Raw genomic sequence first — 20,836 nt, 5'->3', positions numbered from 1 at the left:
AAAGTTGATGATAAAGATGAAGCAATATGACGTAATCGTAATCGGTGGAGGCCCATCAGGCTTGATGGCTGCGATTGCAGCAGGTGAACAGGGCGCAGATGTTTTGCTGATAGATAAAGGAAATAAATTAGGCCGGAAACTCGCGATTTCCGGGGGCGGCCGCTGCAATGTGACGAACCGCCTTCCTGTAGAGGAAATTATTAAGCACATCCCCGGCAACGGGCGTTTTTTATACAGTGCGTTTTCAGAATTTAGCAATGAAGACATTATCAAGTTTTTTGAAAATCTAGGCATTCAATTGAAGGAAGAAGATCACGGCCGGATGTTTCCTGTAACAGACAAAGCCCAAAGTGTCGTTGACGCGCTGTTAAACAGGCTGAAACAGCTCCGCGTAACGATCAGAACGAACGAGAAAATTAAATCTGTCATCTATGAAGATGGACAAGCAGCAGGGATTGTGACGAATAACGGCGAAATGATCCATAGTCAGGCAGTCATTATCGCTGTCGGCGGTAAAAGTGTGCCTCATACCGGAAGCACGGGAGACGGCTATGAATGGGCTGAAGCTGCGGGGCATACCATAACAGAGCTGTTTCCGACAGAGGTGCCCGTCACATCTGCCGAACCGTTCATTAAGCAAAAAACACTTCAGGGCTTATCACTAAGAGATGTTGCTGTCAGTGTGTTAAATAAAAAAGGCAAACCGATCATCACACATAAAATGGACATGCTGTTTACCCATTTCGGCCTCTCGGGACCTGCCATTCTCAGATGCAGCCAATTTGTCGTGAAAGAGCTGAAAAAACAGCCGCAAGTGCCAATCAGAATTGATTTGTATCCGGATATCAATGAAGAAACACTATTCCAAAAGATGTATAAAGAACTGAAGGAAGCACCGAAAAAAGCCATTAAAAACGTGCTGAAACCTTGGATGCAGGAGCGCTATCTCCTATTCTTGCTCGAAAAAAACAGCATCTCTCCGAACGTATCATTTTCTGAGCTGCCGAAGGACCCTTTCAGACAATTTGTAAAGGACTGCAAGCAGTTTACCGTTCTCGCAAACGGCACACTGTCTCTTGATAAGGCATTTGTCACAGGAGGAGGAGTATCCGTAAAAGAAATTGATCCGAAAAAGATGGCTTCTAAAAAAATGGAGGGTCTTTATTTTTGCGGTGAAATTCTGGATATCCACGGCTACACAGGAGGATACAATATTACCTCCGCACTTGTAACAGGAAGGCTTGCGGGGCTCAATGCCGGTCGCTTTGCCCGCTCTTGACCAGCCTTTTCAAATTTTTACAAAACGCTGAACATTTGAAAATTCTCCGCATTCATGTTAGGGTGGGACTTGTTTTGTTTCACCTGATTGCGGGGTAATTTTAAGAGAGGAATGATCTGCCAGCGTACGACCATACTAAGCCTACGAGCAGATATAGGCGTACACAAAAAATTTAGAGGGTGAGAATATTTGAAAAATATATCTAGTGTATTTTGGATTGTGATTGTGATCACAGCTGCCGCTGTATTGTGGGGCGTTGTTTCTCCTGACAGCCTGCAAAACGTATCCCAATCTGCACAAGCATTTATCACCAATTCGTTTGGTTGGTATTATCTTTTAGTTGTCTCATTGTTTGTCGGGTTCTGTCTCTTTTTGATTTTCAGCCCGATCGGCAAAATTAAACTCGGTAAGCCCGATGAAAAACCGGAATTCGGGTTATTATCATGGTTCGCCATGCTGTTCAGCGCAGGCATGGGAATCGGCTTGGTATTCTACGGTGCGGCTGAACCGATCAGCCATTACGCAATTAGCTCTCCATCAGGTGAAACAGAAACCCCCCAAGCCTTTAGAGATGCACTCCGCTATACGTTTTTCCACTGGGGTCTGCACGCTTGGGCCATTTATGCCGTCGTGGCATTATGCATTGCCTATTTCCAATTCCGAAAAGGCGCTCCAGGATTAATCAGCAGCACGCTGTCACCGATTCTCGGCGATAAAGTTAACGGACCGATCGGCAAATTGATTGACTGTATTGCTGTTTTTGCCACAGTCGCCGGGGTAGCGACAAGCCTTGGTATCGGAGCGACTCAAATTAACGGCGGATTGAGTTACTTATTTGGCATCCCAAATAACTTTCTCGTTCAATTTATCTTGATTGCCATTGTTACTGTGCTTTTCTTGATTTCTGCGTGGAGCGGACTCGGAAAAGGCATTAAGTATTTGAGCAACACCAATATGGTATTAGCTGGACTATTAATGCTATTTGTGCTGTTTGTCGGGCCTACCGTACTGATTATGAACTCATTTACAGATTCTATCGGACAGTATATTCAAAACATCGTGCAAATGAGCTTCAGACTGACACCGTACGATCCTGAAAAACGTGAATGGATTAACGGCTGGACGATTTTCTATTGGGCATGGTGGATTTCCTGGTCTCCATTTGTCGGCATTTTCATCGCCCGGGTATCCAGAGGACGGACGATCCGTGAATTTTTGATCGGTGTCTTGGTAACACCATGTATTCTCGCGTTCCTATGGTTCTCTATCTTTGGCGTATCGGCTATGGATCTTCAGCAGAATGGCACATTCAATGTAGCGAAGCTGTCAACTGAAACGATGCTGTTTGGAACACTTGACCATTATCCGCTGGCGATGGTGACATCTATTTTGTCATTGATCCTGATCGCTGTATTCTTTATTACGTCTGCTGACTCTGCAACATTTGTGCTCGGCATGCAGACGACATACGGCTCATTGAACCCAGCCAATTCAGTAAAATTCAGCTGGGGCATCATTCAATCTGCCATGGCTGCTGTCCTCTTGTATTCCGGCGGTCTTTCCGCTTTGCAAAACACAGCAATACTGGCAGCGCTGCCGTTTTCTATCGTCATCCTGCTAATGATTGCCGCTCTCTATAAATCGCTCTCAAAAGAACGAAGAGAGATCAAAAAAGCGGAGAAAATCGACAAACCGAGAAGTCCAAGAGTAAAAAAGGCATATTAACAAAAAAGATCTTTCCGCGCCCGCGGGAAGATCTTTTTTTATTTTCGATATAGAATAAGGGCGGAAAAACAGTAAAGCTGCTCACCGTCCGGGTCGCACGCCGCCGAAACCGTATATTTGATATCAATCAGCTGCTCCTCCGAAATCCCTTTTAAAAATGAATTGATTTCCGTCTGTAAGTCTTTTTCATGTTCTTCATCGAATACTGCCACCTTCAGCATCTTATCCGCTCTCCTTTCTCTATCAATCTATTCCGTTTGGAACAGTGTTATGATAGAGAAATGATGATCACCTCGTCTCCGGATAAAAAGCTTCCCGTGTAAGATGTTTCTTCTGCGGCACACCGTCTTGGCGCTCCACTTTCAGCAGTACGGCATAAACAATTCGCATATGACAGTAGCTGATCAGGCTGACGCTGAAAAAAGGGACAATGCCGGGCAGGTACGCAAGCAAGAAAAACAGAGCGACAGTCAGCGCAAGCATGACGAGCGTATATTGCAAATACGCCACACTGAGCAAGAGCGAAAACTTCACATACAGACGTTTTTTCCAGTCAAAATGGACAAGCAGCGGAAACACATAAAAAAGCATGGATACGAACAAAAATCCAAATATCATAATAGCGAAGCGCAGAACATGCAGAAGGAAATGTCTTGGATAAATAAAGGCCAAATCGATATAAATGATCAATCCGATGATCGCCAATACAGCGCCAATCAGATTTGAACGAAAAAATTCAGCCTTGTATTCCCGCCAAAACGTTTTTAGCACTGGAACGTTGTCCTGCCCCTGAATCCATTTCCGCATGACAGCGAATAAAGCTGTGGTCGCGGGCATGATGCCGAACACACCGAGACCGAGCAACGTAAAAACCAGCCAAAGCAAGTTTGTATACGCAAATCTCATGATCCACTCGCAAAAGCGCAGCACCCGCCCCATTGAACCATCATGCTCCACGGCGGTCCCTCCTTTTCCGCATTATACATTTTGCATTTGAAAAAGCCTTTTAATGTCGATCGGCTTCTTTTCGGCAACCGAGCGCCACATCCCCTCACCAACCGCGATGGAGTAGGCTCCTGCTTCAGCCCCGGCTAAAATGTCATAGCGGCGTAGTGGGTCTTTTCCTAAAAAAAGATCCTCAAGCAATAGCGGGTCGCCTCCGCCGTGCCCGCCCTCGTTTTTGACCACTTGTATTGTCTGCTTTGATTCAAAAAGCGGATAGTATTCGATCGTCTGCTCAGGAAAAGCAAACGGAATTCTGGAAGGCTCGTGAAATTCATTTGATTCGATACGCCCTTTTGTGCCGTTGATCGTCAGCCGGTAGCCTTCATACGGTGCGGAAAATATGATCGAATAGCTTAAAAGCGCGCCGCCGTCATATTTGACAGCCGCCACGTACGTATCCTCGATGTCAATCTCCTCATCAAAAATACACGCGTCAGGCCTGTATGCAGTATATAAGCTGGACTGGTCTCCCGCTTGGAGATGATCATCCTTAACAGAGGCTTTGGAGGAGCGGGGATGCCATCTTGAATAGTAATGGCATTTTTCTTTGACCCGGCACGTCCCGCAAAAACGCCCGTCTTCTTCCGGCAGCGGGTTCCACTCACTGTCCGGCCCATAGTAATTCAAGGCGCCGTAAGCAAATACCTCCGCCGGATTTTGCCCGAGCCACCAATTAACGAGATCGAAGTGGTGTGTTGATTTATGGACAGAAAGACCGCCGGAAAGTGGCCTTGACCGGTTCCAGCGTTTAAAATAGCTGGCGCCGTGATACGTATCAATATACCAATTCAAATCAACAGAGGTTACCCTGCCTATTTTTCCGTCCAGAATCATCTCTTTAATTTTCCGATGAAACGGGCTATAACGATAGTTAAACGCCACGGTAACTTTCCCTTTGCTTTTCGCCTCCGCCTCAAGCACCCGATTCGCATCCTGCACTGTCGTCACCATTGGTTTTTCTGTAATCACATCCATATCCCACTGAAGGCTTCTTAGGATATATGTGACATGTGTGTCATCCCTGCCAGCCACAATGACGATATCAGGCTTTGAAACGCGCATCATTTCATCAAAAGCATCTTCGTTGTACTCCGGTACGTGGGCAAGTTCGGGAAACTTCTTCTTGCATACGGCAAAACGTTTCGGATCAGCATCCAGCAATCCTGTAATCTCATAATGTGTTGAAAACCGCTCCATCAGCGGTTTGATAAACATACTGAGAGCTCTGCTGCTCAATCCGCAAATGACGATGTTCTTCAATGTCCTCACCTCTATCGGGCTTCAGTTAGTTGGGAAATCAGCTGCAGCGCTTCCTCTGTTTTTTTAGCGTACACAGGGATAAACGCCGCCATATTGCGATTCAATTGAAAAGAATAGCCATTCAGCTGTTTTTTCCCTTTTTCGATCTGAACGGCATAGACCATTTTTTCTCCTGTTTTTTTATTAACAGTTGTATAAGGAGATGTTTTTTCCAACGGCAATCCATCTAACAGCTGAAAATTTTCCGGATCATCGTACGCTTGAAACATGTCTTCAGGCACGATGAAAACATCTCCCTCATGAGCGGTGATTTCAGTCAGCAGTTTTTCCGGAAAGGCTGGATAGATATCAACCTTCCCGGCCTTCTGCTCAGTGGCCTCTTTGATGTTTTCCTGTACGCCTGCCTGCATATCAGAAAAGAGGATGACATGCATTCCGTCCGGCCTGCTTGAGCATGATGCCAAAAAGAGCACTGAGACGATCACACACAAAGCCGTACGTATACTTGTTGTCATTTCCCCGCTGCCCTAAAAAGAGTCTCCAGCTCTGTCATAGCCAAAATAAACGCGCCGGCCCCGTGCAGGTCGTTTGTGCTTCTTTCCCGGCTGACATAATAGTCATAGAAGCCGGCTGACGTTCCGACACATATATCTTTAACGAGAAACGCACCGTCTTCTGTTGTTTCGGTTTTATGCTGAATCAGACCTTGAAACGCTTTGAACAGTGTTGGTTCGGATGCTCTGTCTAGATATCCTTTATTGATTCCTTTCGCAATTGCGTACATGTACAGACAGGATCCTGAGCTTTCCAGCCAGTTATCGGGCCTGTCGCCCTTATCAACGATCTGGTACCATAACCCCGTCTCCTTGTCTTGATAGTGGCAGATGCTTTCAATCATGTCCTGCAGCGTTTTTTTCCACACGTGACGGTTTGGATGCTTTTTCGGCAGCTCTTCAATCATGTCAGCAAGAGACATGACGTACCACCCGATGGAACGCGCCCAGAATTCCGGTGAACAGCCTGTCTCTTCATTGGCCCAAGGCATTTTTTTCGCTTCATCCCAGGCGTGATAATAGAGTCCGGTTTTTGAATCCTTCGTATGCTTTCTCATTAGCGACTCTTGGAGCACGACCTGATCAAACAGCTCCGGCTCCTGCTTCAGATTCGCATATTTCAGTGCGAACGGCCCGCCCATGTATAAACCGTCAAGCCACATTTGATAAGGATAGCCGTCCTTGTGCCAAAAACCATCCTCAGACGTCCGGTTCAGTGTCCCATACAAGCCGCGCAGCCTTTTTGCCGCTTTGACATACCGCTCATCCCTGGTCTGCTCGTATAATGGAAAAAGAATAAGACCCGCTTGAATAGCGTCAAGCTCATCTCTTCTAAATAATAGATTGCCATAATCATCGATTAAGAGATCTGCATAAGCCTTCGCATACTCAAAATACCGCTTTTGCCCGGTTGCTTCCCACAGCTGCAATACACCGCATAAGAAAACACCCTGATGGTAGTGCCAGCGGTTTGCAGGCGGCAGCTCCTCCACTGTGTACGTGTTCATAATGGTTTTTGCCAATGCCTCCGCGTACGTAAGAGGCGATTTTACAGCGATTGATTGATCCATTGATCCCATCCCTTTCTTAATAGATTCCTTCCTCGCCAAATTTCTTCGCCAAACGATTCGCAAGCATGACCAAAATCAGCCCGACCGCCGCTTTAAATACGCCGACCGCTGTACTGTAGCTGAACTGGCCCTGTTTCAGCCCTGCAGTATAAACGTACGTATCAAAAATTTCCGCCACTTCCCTGTTTGTCGCGTTTAACAGCAAATACACATGCTCGAAGCCAAGCTCCAGCGTGTCTCCGATTTTCAAAATCAGCAAAACGACGATAACGCTTTTAATGGCGGGCAGCGTAATATGCCACATTTGCCGCAGCCGTCCCGCTCCGTCCATTTTCGCCGCTTCATACAGCTGGGGGTCAACTGCTGTAATGGCCGCCAGATAAATGATCGTCGACCAGCCCGCTTCCCTCCAGATGACCTGTAGAATATACAGGGGCCGGAACCAATCTTCGTTCAGCAGAAAATTGATTTTTTCGCCGCCAAAAAACACAATCAGTTCATTAATCAAGCCTCCGTCTACCGTTAAAAGCACAAACGAAAGCGATACAACAATGACCCAAGACATAAAATGCGGGATATAAATCAGCGTCTGAACAAATTTTTTAAAGAGAGCGATCCGCACTTCGTTTAATAGAAGCGCCAGCAAAATCGGCACCGGGAAAAATATAACTAGATTCAAAGCAAATAACACGAGCGTGTTTTTTAACAGGAGAAAAAATGTAGGCTCTGTAAACAGCCTGATAAAATGCTTCAGCCCGACCCATTCACTGCCCAAAATGCCGAGAAACGGCTGATAATCCTGAAACGCAATCACAATTCCCCACATCGGGACATACTTAAAAAGCAAAAAATAAATACACCCCGGCAAAATCATCAAGTACAAATATTTCTGCTGGATCAGCCTATTTAGTAAGCGCTTTCTTTTTTCTTTTTTAAAAATGACTGCATCAACAGCCGGCGCTTGCGCTTCTGCTGTTTTCATCTTTTCCAAGCCTCCTTTCACGGGTTCTTGCATTCACTGTAGCGCAGCAGGCAAAAGTCCGTCTACAATCATATGATCACATCCTGCCTGATCCCTTTATGATCAAGGGTTCAGCCGTTCCACCTGAAAAAAAGACACCGATATTAGAAAATGATTATTGACAATATCTATCAATCTTTGGATTAATTGTATTAAGGTGAAGTGGATGTTATGAAATGGGGGGTTTTATGAAAAGAAGCCAATACAAGTTTTATTACAAACTAATCACGTTTTTCTGTTTGCTCAGCACCATTCCGGTCATTCTGGTCGGATTGTTTTCGTACGAGCACTCTCAGAAGACTGCTATCTCCAACGTTTCGGAGGAAAAACTCGACACACTCCAGCAGACCCAGCAAAGCATTGAGCATATTTTGAAAACCGTCGATCACTCTTTAACCCACTATGTGAGTTCGCCGCCTCTCCTTCGCACACTGTCCGAGCCCTTGCACTCTGACCAATTTCAAATCTATAACCAAGTGAACCAAGAGCTCAACTATCTGCAAAGCTTTGATACCGACCTGTCCAACATGACACTAGTCAGTTATATGAAAAAATGGTACATGAACAATTCCGGCTTGTACCGCTTGAATACAGACTCTCTTCATGAAGCATCCGCAGCGTACACACAACACAAAGCAAGCCGCTCGTATTGGACGCTTGAAAAAAACAATCATTTGATTTCGACAAAAGAAGGCACATCAGAAAACTGCCGCTACAATATCAATTTGATTAAACAGCTTCCTCTAAACAGCACAAATACGAAGGGATTGGCCGCCGCAAGCATCCCGAGCTGTTCGCTTGTCAAAAACATGCCTGACTATTCAAACGCCAACAATCTGTTTATCATTGATGAAAAAGGCCGCATCATCCTGCATAACAACATGTCTGACATCGGTGAATCTCTTCAAAACGACGACTTTGTCCAACAAATGCTGGCGCAGACCGCCAATAGCGGTCAGTTTGAAACAGTTATTGACCGGATTCATTATAAAGTCACCTATCAAAAATCTGACTATAACACATGGACTTATTTCTCTCTCGTCTCCTTGCCTGAATTAAAAAAAGAGGCCAAGTCAATCGGCTGGATCACTTTTACGGTATGCTTTATTTTGTTAACGCTTTCATTATTATTCTCTTGGCTTGGCTCACGCCATTTTTACAAGCCGATCAGAGTGCTTTACGAATCATTTGCAAGGCATGGAGCCATACAAGAGAAACAGCCGCCTCAAAATGAATTTGAGTTAATCGAACAGAGCTTTAAGCAGCTGAAGGACAGAAATGACGACCTTGAAGAAATGATGAAACAGCAGGCAACACATCTCCAGCAATATTTTATGGTCAGGCTCATGCTTGGAAAACTGACGGATGAGGAGGTCAATAACCGTTTTGAAAGCCTTGGTTTAAAGCAAAATTGGCGGCATCTCGCCCTGCTAGTGCTTCAAATTGATACGCTGAATCACACGCCTTATGAGAAAAAAGATATGGATCTGCTTTTGTTCGCCGTCAACAGCCTCATTGAGCGAAACATTCCGGCAGACAAACATCTTGCACCCGCCGTTGTGGACAAACAGCAAGCAACCATTTTGATCAACCAGAACGGGACAAAGGAAGAATTCTTGGCTGAGCTGAGTGAGACTGCAAGAATGATTCAGGAAAAAGCGGAAGTTGAGCTGCAGCTGTCTGTCAGCATTGGCATCAGCCAGCCGTTTGATGCGCTCGCAAAAGCGAAAACAGCCTATGCGGAAGGCTCAGAAGCATTGAAATACCGGCTCAAAGCGGAAAACAAGTCGATCATCTTTTACGAAGACCTTGACCAGAAAAAAACCTTCAAAACCCATTTTCCAAAGCAGCTTCAGCATGAGCTGTTCGATGCCGTAAAAGCGGGAGACAAGGAGAAAGCGGACAAATGCCTGCACGCGATTTTGCAAGCTATTTTCACCCAAAACACCAACCCGTATCAATTTCAAATCGCAATCGCCCGCTTCTTGAACCATGTGATTGAGCTGATGCATGTGCTCGGGATCGAATTGTTTGAGCTTGAAGAAAACAAAATGCTGTATGACCAAATTTTTGAGCTGAAAACGTTTGAGGATACCGAAAACTGGCTCAGGAATGAGTTCATTCATCCAATGACAGACAAAGTAAACGCCCGTGCGGATGCCCAGTACAAAAATATTTCCGACAACATTATTCATATCATCCACCATGAGTTTGAATCCGATTTGACACTGGACGAAATCGCCCGCAGGCTGCATTACAACCCAAACTATTTAAGCAGCATTTTCAAAAAAGAAATGGGCATTTCATTCAGCGAATATGTCTCCAGCTACCGCCACCATATGGCGAAAAGCTGGCTTGCCGAAACTGATATGGCGGTAAAAGACATTGCCGAAAAGCTGAAATATAAAAACTCGCAAAACTTTATCAGATCATTTAAAAAGCTGGAGGGGATTACACCGGGAAACTACCGCCAGCAAAAAAGGAGCATGTAAAAAAACCCAAAACGCGCAAGCGGTTTTGGGTTTTCCCATTGTTATTTTGCTTGTTTAAACGCTTCTTCGTATTCCTGAATAATCTGCTTTCCGCCGCTTGACTCCCATTTTTCCACTTCTTTATCAAACTGGCTTTCTGTGATGTCTCCAATCATATATTTATAGGTCGCGTCATCAATGATTTTTTTCAGTTCATCTCCCCGTTCCGACTCCGCAGCGGAATACAGGCTTTCAGCAGGGTTTGAAACGATGATCTTTTCATTGTCTTCGGTCAGCTCCTCGTACGCCGTCCGAAGCGGATCCCCAGTGTTTTTTAAGTAGGCTTTATCAATGGCGATTAAGGCGGACAGCGGCTGAATATCAGTCTGCCAGTCTTTCACTTGGCTTTCCTCGCGTGTGAACGTTTTGCCCTCTCCTTTGTTATAATGAACGCCGTCAATGCCATAAGTCATCAGGCTATAGACGTCTTCTTCGGCAATTCGGTCAAAAAACGCCAAAATCCGTTTAAGCTCAGCTTCCGTTTTCACACTCGTTTTTGGAAAAGCGAACAAGCCGTTATGCCCTCCTGATGCCCACACCCGCTCTTTCCCATCTGGGCCTTTTATGCGGTTGATGATTTCAAGCTTCATCGATTTATCGGAGGCATGGTCGCGCAGATTAACCGCATCTACCATATTCCCAATGTAGATGCCGGCTTTCCCTTGAGAAAACAGCTCCTGCTGCTGGGTTTTGCTTGTGACAGGAAAATCCTTATTCATATAGCCGTTGTCACGCAGCTTTTTCATATAGTTCATTGTGTCTTTGTATTCCTGCGTCATGAAATCAGGCGTGAATTTGCCGCCTGATTCCTTCCAATCTGTCGGCATGCCTTCATAAGAGCCGAGCGTTTTAAACGCGCCGTAAATTAAATCATTGCGGTCTGTCAGCCCGAATGTATCGTCTTTCCCATCCTTATCCGGGTCATCCTCCGTAAACGCTTTGGCCACTTCATAAAGCTCATCCAGCGTTTTCGGGGTTTTCAAATTCAAATTGTCCAGCCAGTCCTTCCGAATGACGATCCCCTGTCTGGAAAGCGGACGTTCTCTGTATATCCCATAGAGCTTGCCGTCGATCGTTACATTTTTATTAATGAGTTTGTTCATTTTGCTTAAGTTCGGATAATCCTTGATATAATCGCCAATCTCCCAGAACATTCCTGATCTGAAGGCATTCATGACTGACGAATTTTTAATATCTTGGATAGTCACGATTTGCGGAAGATTGCCGGCTGCAAGCGCTGCATTCAGCCTGTCTTCTTTCACCGCGTCTGGAACCCAGGTGATGTCCAGTTCTGTATTTGTCAGCTTTTCAATTTCTTTAATCGCCCTGTCTTTCGGTGGCTGCTGGTGATACAAAATCGCCATCCAAGACAGTTTCACCTTTGAATCCGAGTCAGCTTTGCCTTCGGCCGAAGACTGATCAGCCCCTTTACATCCCGCCAGCACTCCGCCGAGTGCAAGTACAAACACAATCAAAAGCACCCTCCATTTGTTTCCCATCGTACCCCTCCGTTTCATATTCTTTATCCTTTGACAGATCCCAGCAAAGCTCCTTTTGCAAAATGCTTTTGTATAAAAGGATAGACAAGCAGAACCGGGATGGTCGCCACCACTATGACCGCCATTTTGATGGTTTGCTCAGGCGGCGGGCTGCCCGACCCCATTTCTGACATATCCCCCTGCATCCCGCTTGATACAATCACGATTTGACGCAAAAGCACCTGAATCGGCCATTTCGCTGAATCATTTAGGTACAAGATCGCCGTCATATACGTGTTCCAATACGTAACCGCATAAAATAGTGAAATCGTTGCGATAGCAGGGAGAGACAGCGGCAGCACAATTTTAAAGAAAATGCCCAGATCATTGCACCCGTCAATTTTCGCGGACTCTTCCAGGCTTGACGGGATATTTTGAAAGAAGTTTTTCAGAATGATCAGGTTAAAGGCATTAATGGCTGTCGGCAAAATAAGCGCCCAGTAAGAATCGAGCAATCCAAGCGATTTGACCACAAGGAAAGTCGGAATCATGCCGCCGCTGAAGAGCATCGTAAATACGACGAGAAACATGAGAGGCTGCCGACCGATTAAATCACGGCGGGATAATCCGTAAGCCATCAGTGAAGAAAGAAACATGCTGACCGCAGTGCCTATCACTGTCACAAACACAGAAACAAGCAAACTCTTATAAATAATATCTGTTGAAAAAATGTAACGATAAGCATCAAGCGAAAAAGTGGTCGGTATTAAAATAAATTTTTTCGACACGACTTCTTCTACTGTGGCGAAAGATGCCGCGATGACATGAATAAACGGAAGTACGCATATTAAAGCGAACATCAGCAAAAACCCGTAAATCAACATATCAAACAGGCGATTTTTCAGTGAATGTGCGATAGCCTCCACCTCTCTTTTGTAAGCGTTATCATTCTTTTTTAAACGAGCTGCAGCATGTGACGATATCGTGTCTAAAATGTAGCAAATCTGTGATCGCCATGTCTATAATCATTTGAACAGAGTCCCCCGGCACGGCGGGGGCTGCCGTGAATGAAAATTGATCACAAAAGAAAAAGAGCATAATCTTAGAAAATGATTATGCTCCGTTCTCTTCCTCTTTCAGAAGCTCGGCCGTATTGATTTGTGGTGAAAATCCCAGTTCATTGACAGCGGATTCAATGGACCATGGCCGGCCCGGATTATCAGAGACGGCGTAATAAGTGCCGTACCGGATATTGGTTTCAATGGCGGCTTTAAAAATTGACAGCAGATCGGGATGAGAAAGCAGCGTTTTTTTCGTCCGTTCTTTTTCATGCAGCGTATCCATTTCATCTGTGACGACTGTTCCGATTCGAAGGTTGATCACAGAAAGCTTATTTTCCAAATAAAATAAGTGGCCGATCTGTTCCGAGGTCAGCTTTAATACACCATACAAGTTTTTTGACAGCGGATAATCGCTTGTTGTGATTTCCCGTCCTAAGAGCGAGCGCCCGTCTTTTTCGTACACATCTGTGACATGATTGCTGCTGGCGAACACGAGCTTTTGAATGCCGAGCTCCGCTGCGGCGCGGCACAGATAATAGCTTGCCCTATAGAAAACATCCGTCATTTTCTCAAATTCAGCGATGTCCATGACATCGTATTTGATGTTGACAGCCAATAAATTTAAGATCACATCGGTATCTTTCGGAATCTTCTTCAACAGCTCCTCATAATTTGCCGCGTCAGCCTGAATGGAAGAGGCTTTGCCATCGAAATGATCTTTATCAAGCACTGTCACTTCATAGTCTGAAATAAGCCCTTCAGCAAGCAGTCTCCCAATCACACCATTTCCGCCGGCGATCAGCACTTTTTTCACGATGTTCACTCCCCTTTTTTATAGATTGCCCATTTTCGGCGGGGCTGACACTTTTTTGGCACTCATATTCTTAGGCTTATTCAAAAGTCACCGGCAGCTCCTCAAGCGCCCGAAATCCAAAAAGCGGCCGGTACCGCCATTCAGAATCAGCGAGCTTGAGGCCGGGCATTCGCTGCAGAAGGGTATGAATCGCAATTTGTGCTTCTAATCGTGCCAGCGAGGATCCTAGGCAAACATGATGTCCCTGACCGAATGAAAGATGCGGATTAGGGCTTCTGGTTATATCGAAAACATCGGCTTGCATGAATATGTTTGGATCTCGATTGGCAGCCCCTAACAGCAGATAGACTTGTTCCCCTTTACGAATCGTCACCCCGCTGATGTCAATATCTTCTGATCCAACTCTTGCAGTCATTTGCGTGGGGCTTTCATAGCGTAAACATTCCTCAACTGCGGTATCAATAAGATCTGGGTTTTCTTTCAGCTTCAGAAGCTGTTGTGGATGCTGCAGCAGACAAAGGACTGAATTGCTGATGAGATTGACCGTTGTCTCATGTCCGGCGATCGCCAGCAATACACACGTAGATGCCACTTCCTCTTCTGTCAGCTTATCCTTTTCTTTCCCCTTCAATAGCATGCTGACCATATCCTGCTGTGGATGCCGTTTTCGCCTTTGAATCAGCTCTCTAAAATATGCCATGGCCTGTACAGAGATATGATTGCCCTCTGTTAATGCTTTTCTTGACCGGGTAAAATCAATCGTTTGAATGAGACTTGAAGCCCATTCTTTTAATTGCTCCCTATCTTCCGCCGGTACGCCTATAATGTTAGCTATGACGTAGCTCGCTAAAGGAAAAGCAAAATCCGAAATCACCTCCATCTTTTTTTCACCTTGCACTTGATCAAGCAAGTGATGGACAGTTTCATCGATATACAGACGATAGCTCTCTGCCATTCTCGGAGTAAACGCTCCGCTGGCCAGCGTCCGCAATCGTCTATGATCAGGCTGATTCTGAAACAGCATCATCTGATTTTGTACATGTTTAAGATCCTGATATTTGATTGACGTCTCAGGGAGCGGGGTCCGGACTTTGAATCTGGCATCTTTCAGGATAGCTGCCGTTTCTTCATATCCTGTGACATACCAGCCCGGGTATTTCAAGAAACTCCCTTTATATATAGGATGAACAGCACGCAACGTTTCGTAAAAAGGATATGGGTCTTTCAAAAACTCAGAAGATGCAGTTGAAAATGCAATTGTCATGTGTATCTTTCCTCTCTATTAAAAAATAAAAAGCAATCGACATCACACCGATTGCTTTTATTGATTCTTTCAGCTTTTCGCACTTAAACTGGCCTTCATTTCTTCGACAGATTCTACTTCAAAGCCTAAATCATTCAGCATTTTATGGTCCTCCGTCTCCTCTTGTCCGGCAGTTGTTAAGTAATCTCCGACAAAAATGGAGTTAGCGGCGTAAAGCCCTAATGGCTGTAATGAGCGGAGATTGACCTCTCTTCCTCCGGAAATGCGGATTTCCTTTGACGGATTGATAAAACGGAACAGCGCCAGCACTTTTAAACAATACAGCGGGTTTAATTCATTGACGCCTTCTAACGGCGTGCCGTCAATCGCATGCAAAAAATTCACCGGAATGGAATCCGCGTCAAGGGCCTTCAAGCTTTTTGCAATATCGATGACGTCCTGTTTCGTCTCCTTCATTCCGATAATGGCGCCTGAACACGGGGACAACCCTGATTCTTTTGCCATTTCAACCGTATTGACCCTGTCATCGTATGTATGTGAGGTCGTGATGTTTGAATGGTTTCTCTGTGAAGTATTCAAATTATGGTTATAGCGGTCTACTCCGGCTTCTTTCAGCCGCTTCGCCTGCTCCGGCTTTAACAGTCCGAGACACGCACAAACCTTCAATCCATATGTCTCTTTAATTTCCTGCACCGCGTCTACGACCTGATCCACTTCTCTGTTGGACGGCCCCCTGCCGCTTGCCACGATGCAATATGTGCCGATATTTAGATCGTGCGCCCGCTTTGCGCCTTCTAGAAGTGTTTCCTTATTCACCATCCGGTAAGACTGAATCGGCGCTTTTGAAATCGCGGACTGTGAACAATAGCCGCAGTTTTCCGGACAGAGTCCTGATTTCGCATTCATAATCATATTGAGCTTTACTTTTTTTCCATAAAAGTGTTTTCTGATATGAAAAGCCCCATGCATTAAAAGCAAAATATCTTCATCAGGACAGTTTAATATCGAAAGCGCCTCTTCGTCGGTGACTTCTGCTCCAGCAAGCACCTGGTCTGCGAGTTCCATCCATTGATTCATTCTCATACCCCCACTTGATTCATCAGTAATGATAGATTGATATGGTCTTTTACCATATGTAGAACCGTTTCTTTCGTCACGTTGGCAAGCTTTGGCGTAATCCCTAAAATCGGCACACCGCATAAGCGCTCAATCATCCCAGGATTGGTTTTTTCATCATCATCAGGGGAATCACTGATTCCATTGATGACAATTCCGGCAATTGGCAGCCCCATACTTTTTGCATATTGGACAGTTAAAAAGGTATGATTAATTGTTCCAAGATGAGGACGTGCCACAATGATGATGGGAAGCTGTAGCGCTTTTACGACATGACTGACTAAAAAATCCCCTCCCAATGGCACAGAAATACCACCCGCACCTTCTACGATAAAGCACTCATGTTTTTCTCTTATCCGCTCCCAATGGCTTAAAACCTCTTCCATGGTGACAGCCTTTCCTTCCAGCTTCCCTGCAACATATGGTGCAAGTGGCGCTTTGAAGGCAAAAGGCGTAATGTCTTCATGAGAAAGACTCGTCTGTGACGTATCTTTCAGGAGACTAGTGTCGCTCTCCGGATGATGACGAGATATACCGCTTAAAAATGGTTTAAACACCCCGACATCTTTGTTATGTTCTCGCAATAAAGCGGCGATTCCGCTGGATATAACCGTTTTCCCCACTTCTGTATCTGTTCCTGTCACAAAAAAACCCCTCAAATGATGTGCAGCTCCTTTCCAATTGAATGAAATGATTTCAGCAAATGATTAACATCACGAATACTGTGGTCAGCAGTGATTGTTAATCGGATCCGGCTTTCACCTCGCGCAACGGTCGGCGGCCGAATGGCAGGGGCATAAATCCCATTGTTCTGCAGTTTTTCAGCAAATGTGACCGTTTTACGGGCATCGCCGATGATCACAGGAATAATCGGCGTGTGATCACCTTTTACCACATAACCCATGTTCTTCAGACTGGTTCTGATCATGTTGATATAAGAAAATAAAAGCTGCCGTTTTTCCCTGCTGGCTTCAATGATGTTGAAAGCCTCATAAGCGGCTGCACAGCTGGCTGGCGGAATAGCGGTTTGAAAGATAAATGTTCTGGCATGGTTGAGCAAAAAGTCGACGAAGGCCGCTGAACCTGCAGCAAAACCTCCTTCCGTGCCAACAGCTTTGCTTAAGGTGCCGATCACAATGTCAGGACAAACACCAAAGTACTCACTCGTTCCTCCTCCTGAATCACCCAAAACACCTGTGGCATGGGCATCATCAACGATCACGAAGGCATGATAGCGTTTCGCAAGTGAGATGATTTGATCAAGAGGGGCAATTGTGCCATCCATGCTGAAAACCCCGTCTGTTACGATAAAACGGCGCTGATAACGCTGTGTTTCATTCAGCTTGTTTTCAAGATCATCCATATCAATATGCCGGTAAACAACTGTATTAGCCTTAGACAGCCGGCAGCCATCAATCATACTTGCATGATTGAGTTGATCACTTAAAATAACATCTTCCTTTTCTGGCAATGATGAAAGGACACCGACATTGGCTAAATAACCGCTCGAAAACAGTAAAGCCGCTTCCGTCCGTTTAAAGGTGGCAATCTTTTTTTCAAGCTTTTCATGCCAAACCGAATTGCCTGTCGTTAAACGGGAGCCGCTGCTTCCTGCCCCAAATTGCTGCAGTGCTTCTTGGGCTGCAGAGATCAAGCGGCTATGGCTTGCCAGTCCTAAATAATTGTTTGAAGACCAGACCGTTTGATTCTCTCCATCAATTTTCCTCTCTGGAATCGGAGCCCCGTTCATTGTCCGCAGATTACGGTATACGCCGGCTTCCTTCGCTCTGTCTAACCGCTCGTTTAACCAGGCGTCAATCTTCAAGGCTGGTTACCTCTTGGATCGCTTCTTTCATAATGGCAACCATTTCCACGAGCTCTTCAGCTGTGCTGGCGAGAGGAGGCAGAAATGCAATCACGTCCCCAAGCGGCCTTGTCAGCATGCCAAGCTCTCTCATTTTTAAGGAAACTTTGTAGCCAACCCGCCGATCAGCAGGGTAAGGCTTTTTGGTCTCCTTTGACTGAACAAGCTCTGCACCGCACATAAAGCCCAGCTGCCGAATATCTCCCACGTGAGGAAGAGTGTACAGATCTTGAAGAAGGAAATGGAGTTTTTCACTTTTTTGCGCGACTTGTTCCACAATGTTTTCAGATTCAAATAATCTCAGATTTTCAAGTGCAACCGCACAGCCGAGCTGATTTCCTGTGTAGGAATGACCGTGGAAAAAGGTTTTTTGGTTTTCATAATCATCATAGAATGCCTTATAGATGTCTTCAGTGGCAAACGTAACAGCGATTGGCAAATAGCCTCCTGTAATGCCTTTGCCGGCAGCCATCAGATCAGGCTGGACATTCTCGTGCTCACACGCAAACATTTTCCCGGTACGGCCAAAGCCTGTGGCGACTTCATCAACGATCATTAAGACATCGTATTTAGTACATAGCTCGCGCACGCCTGCCAAATACCCTTTGGGCATCACAATCATCCCGGACGCTCCTTGAACCATTGATTCAATGGAAAGTGCGGCAATGTCCTCATGATGTTCTTCGAGCAGCTGTTCAAGTTCTCGCAGGCACTCATCACGGCACTCATCAGGATCGCCGCTTTCAGAGCGATACACATAAGGAATCGGAGCTTTGTAACTATCAAACATTAACGGCCCGTATACGTGGTGGAACAGTTCAATTGAACCGACACTGACGGCGCCAATCGTATCACCGTGATAGCCATTTTTCATTGCGATAAATTTTTGTTTCTCAGGCTTTCCGATGTTCTTCCAATACTGAAACGCCATTTTTAGGGCTATTTCCATCGCTTCTGCACCGCTGTCTGAATAAAAGACTCGCGTGAGCTTTTTTGGGCTGATGTCGATTAATGCTTCGGCAAGCTGGGTTGCTGGAACGTTGGTCATGCCCAATAACGTGGAGTGCGCGATTTTTCCGAGCTGATTTTTTATGGCGTCATCTAATTCCTTTTTGCGGTGCCCATGGACATTAAGCCAAACAGAAGAAAAACCGTCATAGTATTCCTTGCCGTTTATGTCTTTGACTTTGATTCCATTGCCGCTTTCAATGATTAAGGGGTTTTCATCATAATCTTTCATTTGGGTAAACGGCAGCCAGAGGTGCTTTTTACTGTTTTCTATCAAATCATGAGTCATGATCTTCCTCCCACTCTATCAAAATAGGCTGCTTCTCCAGATCATGTATGTACGTGTTTACATCTTCGGAGCCATCAATAAAAAAGATCCGGCAGCCCTCTTCAATCCCGTATTCTTTCATTGCTGTAATACGCTGATAGCCCATTTTCTTACCTGCAACGTAGCCTGTTATGTAATCAGGGTCATCTGACCAGCATAATTCTGCAACGGCGGCCGGGTGCTGACTGACCTTTGAAGCGAGTGCAAGGGCCTCTTTTATTCTTGTATGTGCCAGCACGTGACAGCACAGCGCCCATTTTTCAAAATTAGCGTCCGGCCAATCCATTCTGGAGACCCGGACCCCTTTTCCTTTTGTTTGATCAATCCGCTTGCCTGAGTGAATATCAAACAAAACAGCTCCCCTGACACCCGACCATGAAGGGATTTGTTCATATGCTTTTGCAATCACTTCTCGTGAAACGCCTTCTCTTTCCAACAACAATCGGGCAAGCTTTTGTCCCTCTTCCGGGGAGCTCACTTCGTTCGTATGCACTGGCAATGGCTGTATGGTTTTTATCGGTTCATGAACCTCTTCAAATTGAATTTGCATAAAATCAGGCTTTCCTCTTGAATGGGATAACCCTTTTTCTAATAAGGCATGGACTGTACGCTGCATCTCATGGAAAGGAATAAGCCGTTCTCCGCCAGATATATGCTTTCCGCCGTCTTCATGAGATCCATTCATAGATGCCCTCATTCTGACACTATAAAATGTTTCTTCTTGCATCCATTCTCGCCCTTTCACTAATAACTGAAGAACGTATATCACATCCTATTCTGATTGTTAACCAATTATAAATTAAAGTTAACAATTAGAATATTATTATTCACATACGATTCTGTCAATATAGGAAATCTTCATTTTGTTTTGGGGCTGGTCCTTGAAACGAGCAAAAAGACCGTTTTACAGTTAAACGGTCCTAGCCTTAGATGTCTATTCCTCTGCGTTTTTTTCGATTTCTATACTTGATGAACAAGCCGATCCCATTTACCATCATCAGCCCAAAAATCGTATTGCCTAACGGTGCCCAGCCATTCTCACCTGTGAAAAATAAGGACAGGGCCACCTTCCCAACAAGTGTCACATTCAATAGGATTAAACCAAATACAAGCGACCGCTTCCAGAAAGCAGCCAAAATAAAACCGAGAAAAACCATCATGAAAGCAATTGTTAAAACAGCCGAGACCGGAGTGCTTAAAAGCATTTGCTCAAATTCCAGCACTTTTTTCATTTGCAGATCAATCTTCTTAGGTTCCGGAAACCAGACCATACTGCTCATCATCAATACAAAAGTGATGATGATGCCTTTCCAGCTGCGCTTATACGCAGCATAAACCAATACTAATAAAAAGAGGGGTCGGATATACCAGCTTAATGGATTGAGATGCCGCCGGAAAGCCCAATCCAAAATGTCTTGTAATTCCATTGGTTCCACTTCCTTTGCTCAAATCTGCACC

Annotated in this window: 19 protein-coding genes; 3 read left to right on the top strand and 16 right to left on the bottom strand. The window is 45.2% G+C overall.

Annotated elements, in window-relative coordinates; translation table 11 throughout:
• Positions 1-16: 16 nt before the first annotated feature.
• Entirely contained in the window at positions 17-1,279 is a 1,263-nt protein-coding gene (locus tag AC0DBE_RS00285; RefSeq protein WP_014114821.1) for a BaiN/RdsA family NAD(P)/FAD-dependent oxidoreductase, read from the top strand.
• A 189-nt stretch (positions 1,280-1,468) separates the two neighbouring features.
• Entirely contained in the window at positions 1,469-3,004 is a 1,536-nt protein-coding gene (gene opuD / locus AC0DBE_RS00280) for a glycine betaine transporter OpuD (RefSeq protein ID WP_041521043.1), read from the top strand.
• 38 nt (positions 3,005-3,042) lie between these two features.
• Here opuD and AC0DBE_RS00275 read toward each other — a convergent pair whose 3' ends face one another.
• The 6 genes from AC0DBE_RS00275 to rmgP form a co-directional block, all read right to left on the bottom strand.
• Entirely contained in the window at positions 3,043-3,225 is a 183-nt protein-coding gene (locus tag AC0DBE_RS00275; RefSeq protein ID WP_003223398.1) for a sporulation protein Cse60, read from the bottom strand.
• Positions 3,226-3,292: 67 nt separating this feature from the next.
• Positions 3,293-3,961 carry a YesL family protein gene (locus tag AC0DBE_RS00270; RefSeq protein WP_472960736.1) on the bottom strand — a complete coding sequence of 223 codons (669 nt, stop codon included), beginning with the start codon at positions 3,959-3,961 and terminating at the stop codon, positions 3,293-3,295.
• Positions 3,962-3,982: 21 nt separating this feature from the next.
• Entirely contained in the window at positions 3,983-5,269 is a 1,287-nt protein-coding gene (locus AC0DBE_RS00265; protein WP_061186794.1) for a Gfo/Idh/MocA family protein, read from the bottom strand.
• Positions 5,270-5,280: 11 nt separating this feature from the next.
• Positions 5,281-5,784, bottom strand: coding sequence for a lipoprotein YteS (locus AC0DBE_RS00260; RefSeq protein ID WP_461719077.1), 504 nt, complete (start codon positions 5,782-5,784; stop codon positions 5,281-5,283).
• Positions 5,781-6,902, bottom strand: coding sequence for an unsaturated rhamnogalacturonyl hydrolase (gene rmgQ / locus AC0DBE_RS00255; protein WP_242734932.1), 1,122 nt, complete (start codon positions 6,900-6,902; stop codon positions 5,781-5,783). Before rmgQ ends, AC0DBE_RS00260 begins: the two co-directional genes overlap by 4 nt.
• A gap of 7 nt (positions 6,903-6,909) precedes the next feature.
• On the bottom strand, positions 6,910-7,875 hold the full coding sequence (rmgP, locus tag AC0DBE_RS00250) for a polygalacturonan/rhamnogalacturonan ABC transporter permease (RefSeq protein ID WP_014114828.1): 966 nt from the start codon (positions 7,873-7,875) through the stop codon (positions 6,910-6,912).
• A 215-nt stretch (positions 7,876-8,090) separates the two neighbouring features.
• Between rmgP and AC0DBE_RS00245 the strand changes: the two genes are divergently transcribed.
• A complete protein-coding gene (locus AC0DBE_RS00245; RefSeq protein WP_472960735.1) occupies positions 8,091-10,406 on the top strand; it encodes a helix-turn-helix domain-containing protein in 2,316 nt (771 codons plus the stop codon).
• Positions 10,407-10,447: 41 nt separating this feature from the next.
• Here AC0DBE_RS00245 and AC0DBE_RS00240 read toward each other — a convergent pair whose 3' ends face one another.
• From AC0DBE_RS00240 to AC0DBE_RS00195, 10 genes are all read right to left on the bottom strand, one after another.
• The gene (locus AC0DBE_RS00240; RefSeq protein WP_242734865.1) at positions 10,448-11,944 is read right to left on the bottom strand and encodes an extracellular solute-binding protein; all 1,497 of its coding nucleotides are present in this window, start codon (positions 11,942-11,944) and stop codon (positions 10,448-10,450) included.
• A 23-nt stretch (positions 11,945-11,967) separates the two neighbouring features.
• Positions 11,968-12,828, bottom strand: a complete 861-nt coding sequence (locus tag AC0DBE_RS00235) for a carbohydrate ABC transporter permease (RefSeq protein ID WP_010886597.1) — start codon at positions 12,826-12,828, stop codon at positions 11,968-11,970.
• 208 nt (positions 12,829-13,036) lie between these two features.
• Positions 13,037-13,798, bottom strand: coding sequence for an NAD-dependent epimerase/dehydratase family protein (locus tag AC0DBE_RS00230; RefSeq protein ID WP_472960734.1), 762 nt, complete (start codon positions 13,796-13,798; stop codon positions 13,037-13,039).
• A gap of 76 nt (positions 13,799-13,874) precedes the next feature.
• Positions 13,875-15,062, bottom strand: coding sequence for a cytochrome P450 (locus tag AC0DBE_RS00225; RefSeq protein WP_472960733.1), 1,188 nt, complete (start codon positions 15,060-15,062; stop codon positions 13,875-13,877).
• 69 nt (positions 15,063-15,131) lie between these two features.
• A complete protein-coding gene (gene bioB, locus AC0DBE_RS00220) occupies positions 15,132-16,139 on the bottom strand; it encodes a biotin synthase BioB (RefSeq protein ID WP_014114835.1) in 1,008 nt (335 codons plus the stop codon).
• A 2-nt stretch (positions 16,140-16,141) separates the two neighbouring features.
• Complete coding sequence (gene bioD / locus AC0DBE_RS00215; protein WP_472960732.1) at positions 16,142-16,837, bottom strand: dethiobiotin synthase; 696 nt, start codon at positions 16,835-16,837, stop codon at positions 16,142-16,144.
• Positions 16,834-18,003 (bottom strand): 8-amino-7-oxononanoate synthase, encoded by a 1,170-nt coding sequence (gene bioF, locus AC0DBE_RS00210; RefSeq protein WP_472960731.1) that lies wholly within the window; start codon positions 18,001-18,003, stop codon positions 16,834-16,836. Before bioF ends, bioD begins: the two co-directional genes overlap by 4 nt.
• Entirely contained in the window at positions 17,993-19,339 is a 1,347-nt protein-coding gene (gene bioA / locus AC0DBE_RS00205; RefSeq protein ID WP_472960730.1) for an adenosylmethionine--8-amino-7-oxononanoate transaminase, read from the bottom strand. Before bioA ends, bioF begins: the two co-directional genes overlap by 11 nt.
• On the bottom strand, positions 19,329-20,105 hold the full coding sequence (gene bioW / locus AC0DBE_RS00200; protein ID WP_472960729.1) for a 6-carboxyhexanoate--CoA ligase: 777 nt from the start codon (positions 20,103-20,105) through the stop codon (positions 19,329-19,331). The genes bioA and bioW overlap by 11 nt, the downstream gene beginning before the upstream one ends.
• A gap of 199 nt (positions 20,106-20,304) precedes the next feature.
• Complete coding sequence (locus tag AC0DBE_RS00195) at positions 20,305-20,805, bottom strand: hypothetical protein (RefSeq protein ID WP_472960727.1); 501 nt, start codon at positions 20,803-20,805, stop codon at positions 20,305-20,307.
• Positions 20,806-20,836: the final 31 nt, after the last annotated feature.

The organism is Bacillus sp. VA15, from assembly GCF_055721145.1.
Note: the sequence above shows the minus strand (reverse complement) of the source record. Positions and strands in the feature narration are given on the sequence as shown.

Coding starts and splice junctions, on each gene's coding strand:
- AC0DBE_RS00225 (WP_472960733.1), bottom strand. CDS start 15,062: ATGACAATTGCATTTTCAACTGCATCTTCTGAGTTTTTGAAAGACCCA.
- AC0DBE_RS00195 (WP_472960727.1), bottom strand. CDS start 20,805: ATGGAATTACAAGACATTTTGGATTGGGCTTTCCGGCGGCATCTCAAT.
- AC0DBE_RS00240 (WP_242734865.1), bottom strand. CDS start 11,944: ATGGGAAACAAATGGAGGGTGCTTTTGATTGTGTTTGTACTTGCACTC.
- AC0DBE_RS00275 (WP_003223398.1), bottom strand. CDS start 3,225: ATGCTGAAGGTGGCAGTATTCGATGAAGAACATGAAAAAGACTTACAG.
- AC0DBE_RS00245 (WP_472960735.1), top strand. CDS start 8,091: ATGGGGGGTTTTATGAAAAGAAGCCAATACAAGTTTTATTACAAACTA.
- rmgP (WP_014114828.1), bottom strand. CDS start 7,875: ATGAAAACAGCAGAAGCGCAAGCGCCGGCTGTTGATGCAGTCATTTTT.
- AC0DBE_RS00285 (WP_014114821.1), top strand. CDS start 17: ATGAAGCAATATGACGTAATCGTAATCGGTGGAGGCCCATCAGGCTTG.
- bioA (WP_472960730.1), bottom strand. CDS start 19,339: ATGACTCATGATTTGATAGAAAACAGTAAAAAGCACCTCTGGCTGCCG.
- bioB (WP_014114835.1), bottom strand. CDS start 16,139: ATGAATCAATGGATGGAACTCGCAGACCAGGTGCTTGCTGGAGCAGAA.
- rmgQ (WP_242734932.1), bottom strand. CDS start 6,902: ATGGGATCAATGGATCAATCAATCGCTGTAAAATCGCCTCTTACGTAC.
- AC0DBE_RS00260 (WP_461719077.1), bottom strand. CDS start 5,784: ATGACAACAAGTATACGTACGGCTTTGTGTGTGATCGTCTCAGTGCTC.
- bioW (WP_472960729.1), bottom strand. CDS start 20,105: ATGCAAGAAGAAACATTTTATAGTGTCAGAATGAGGGCATCTATGAAT.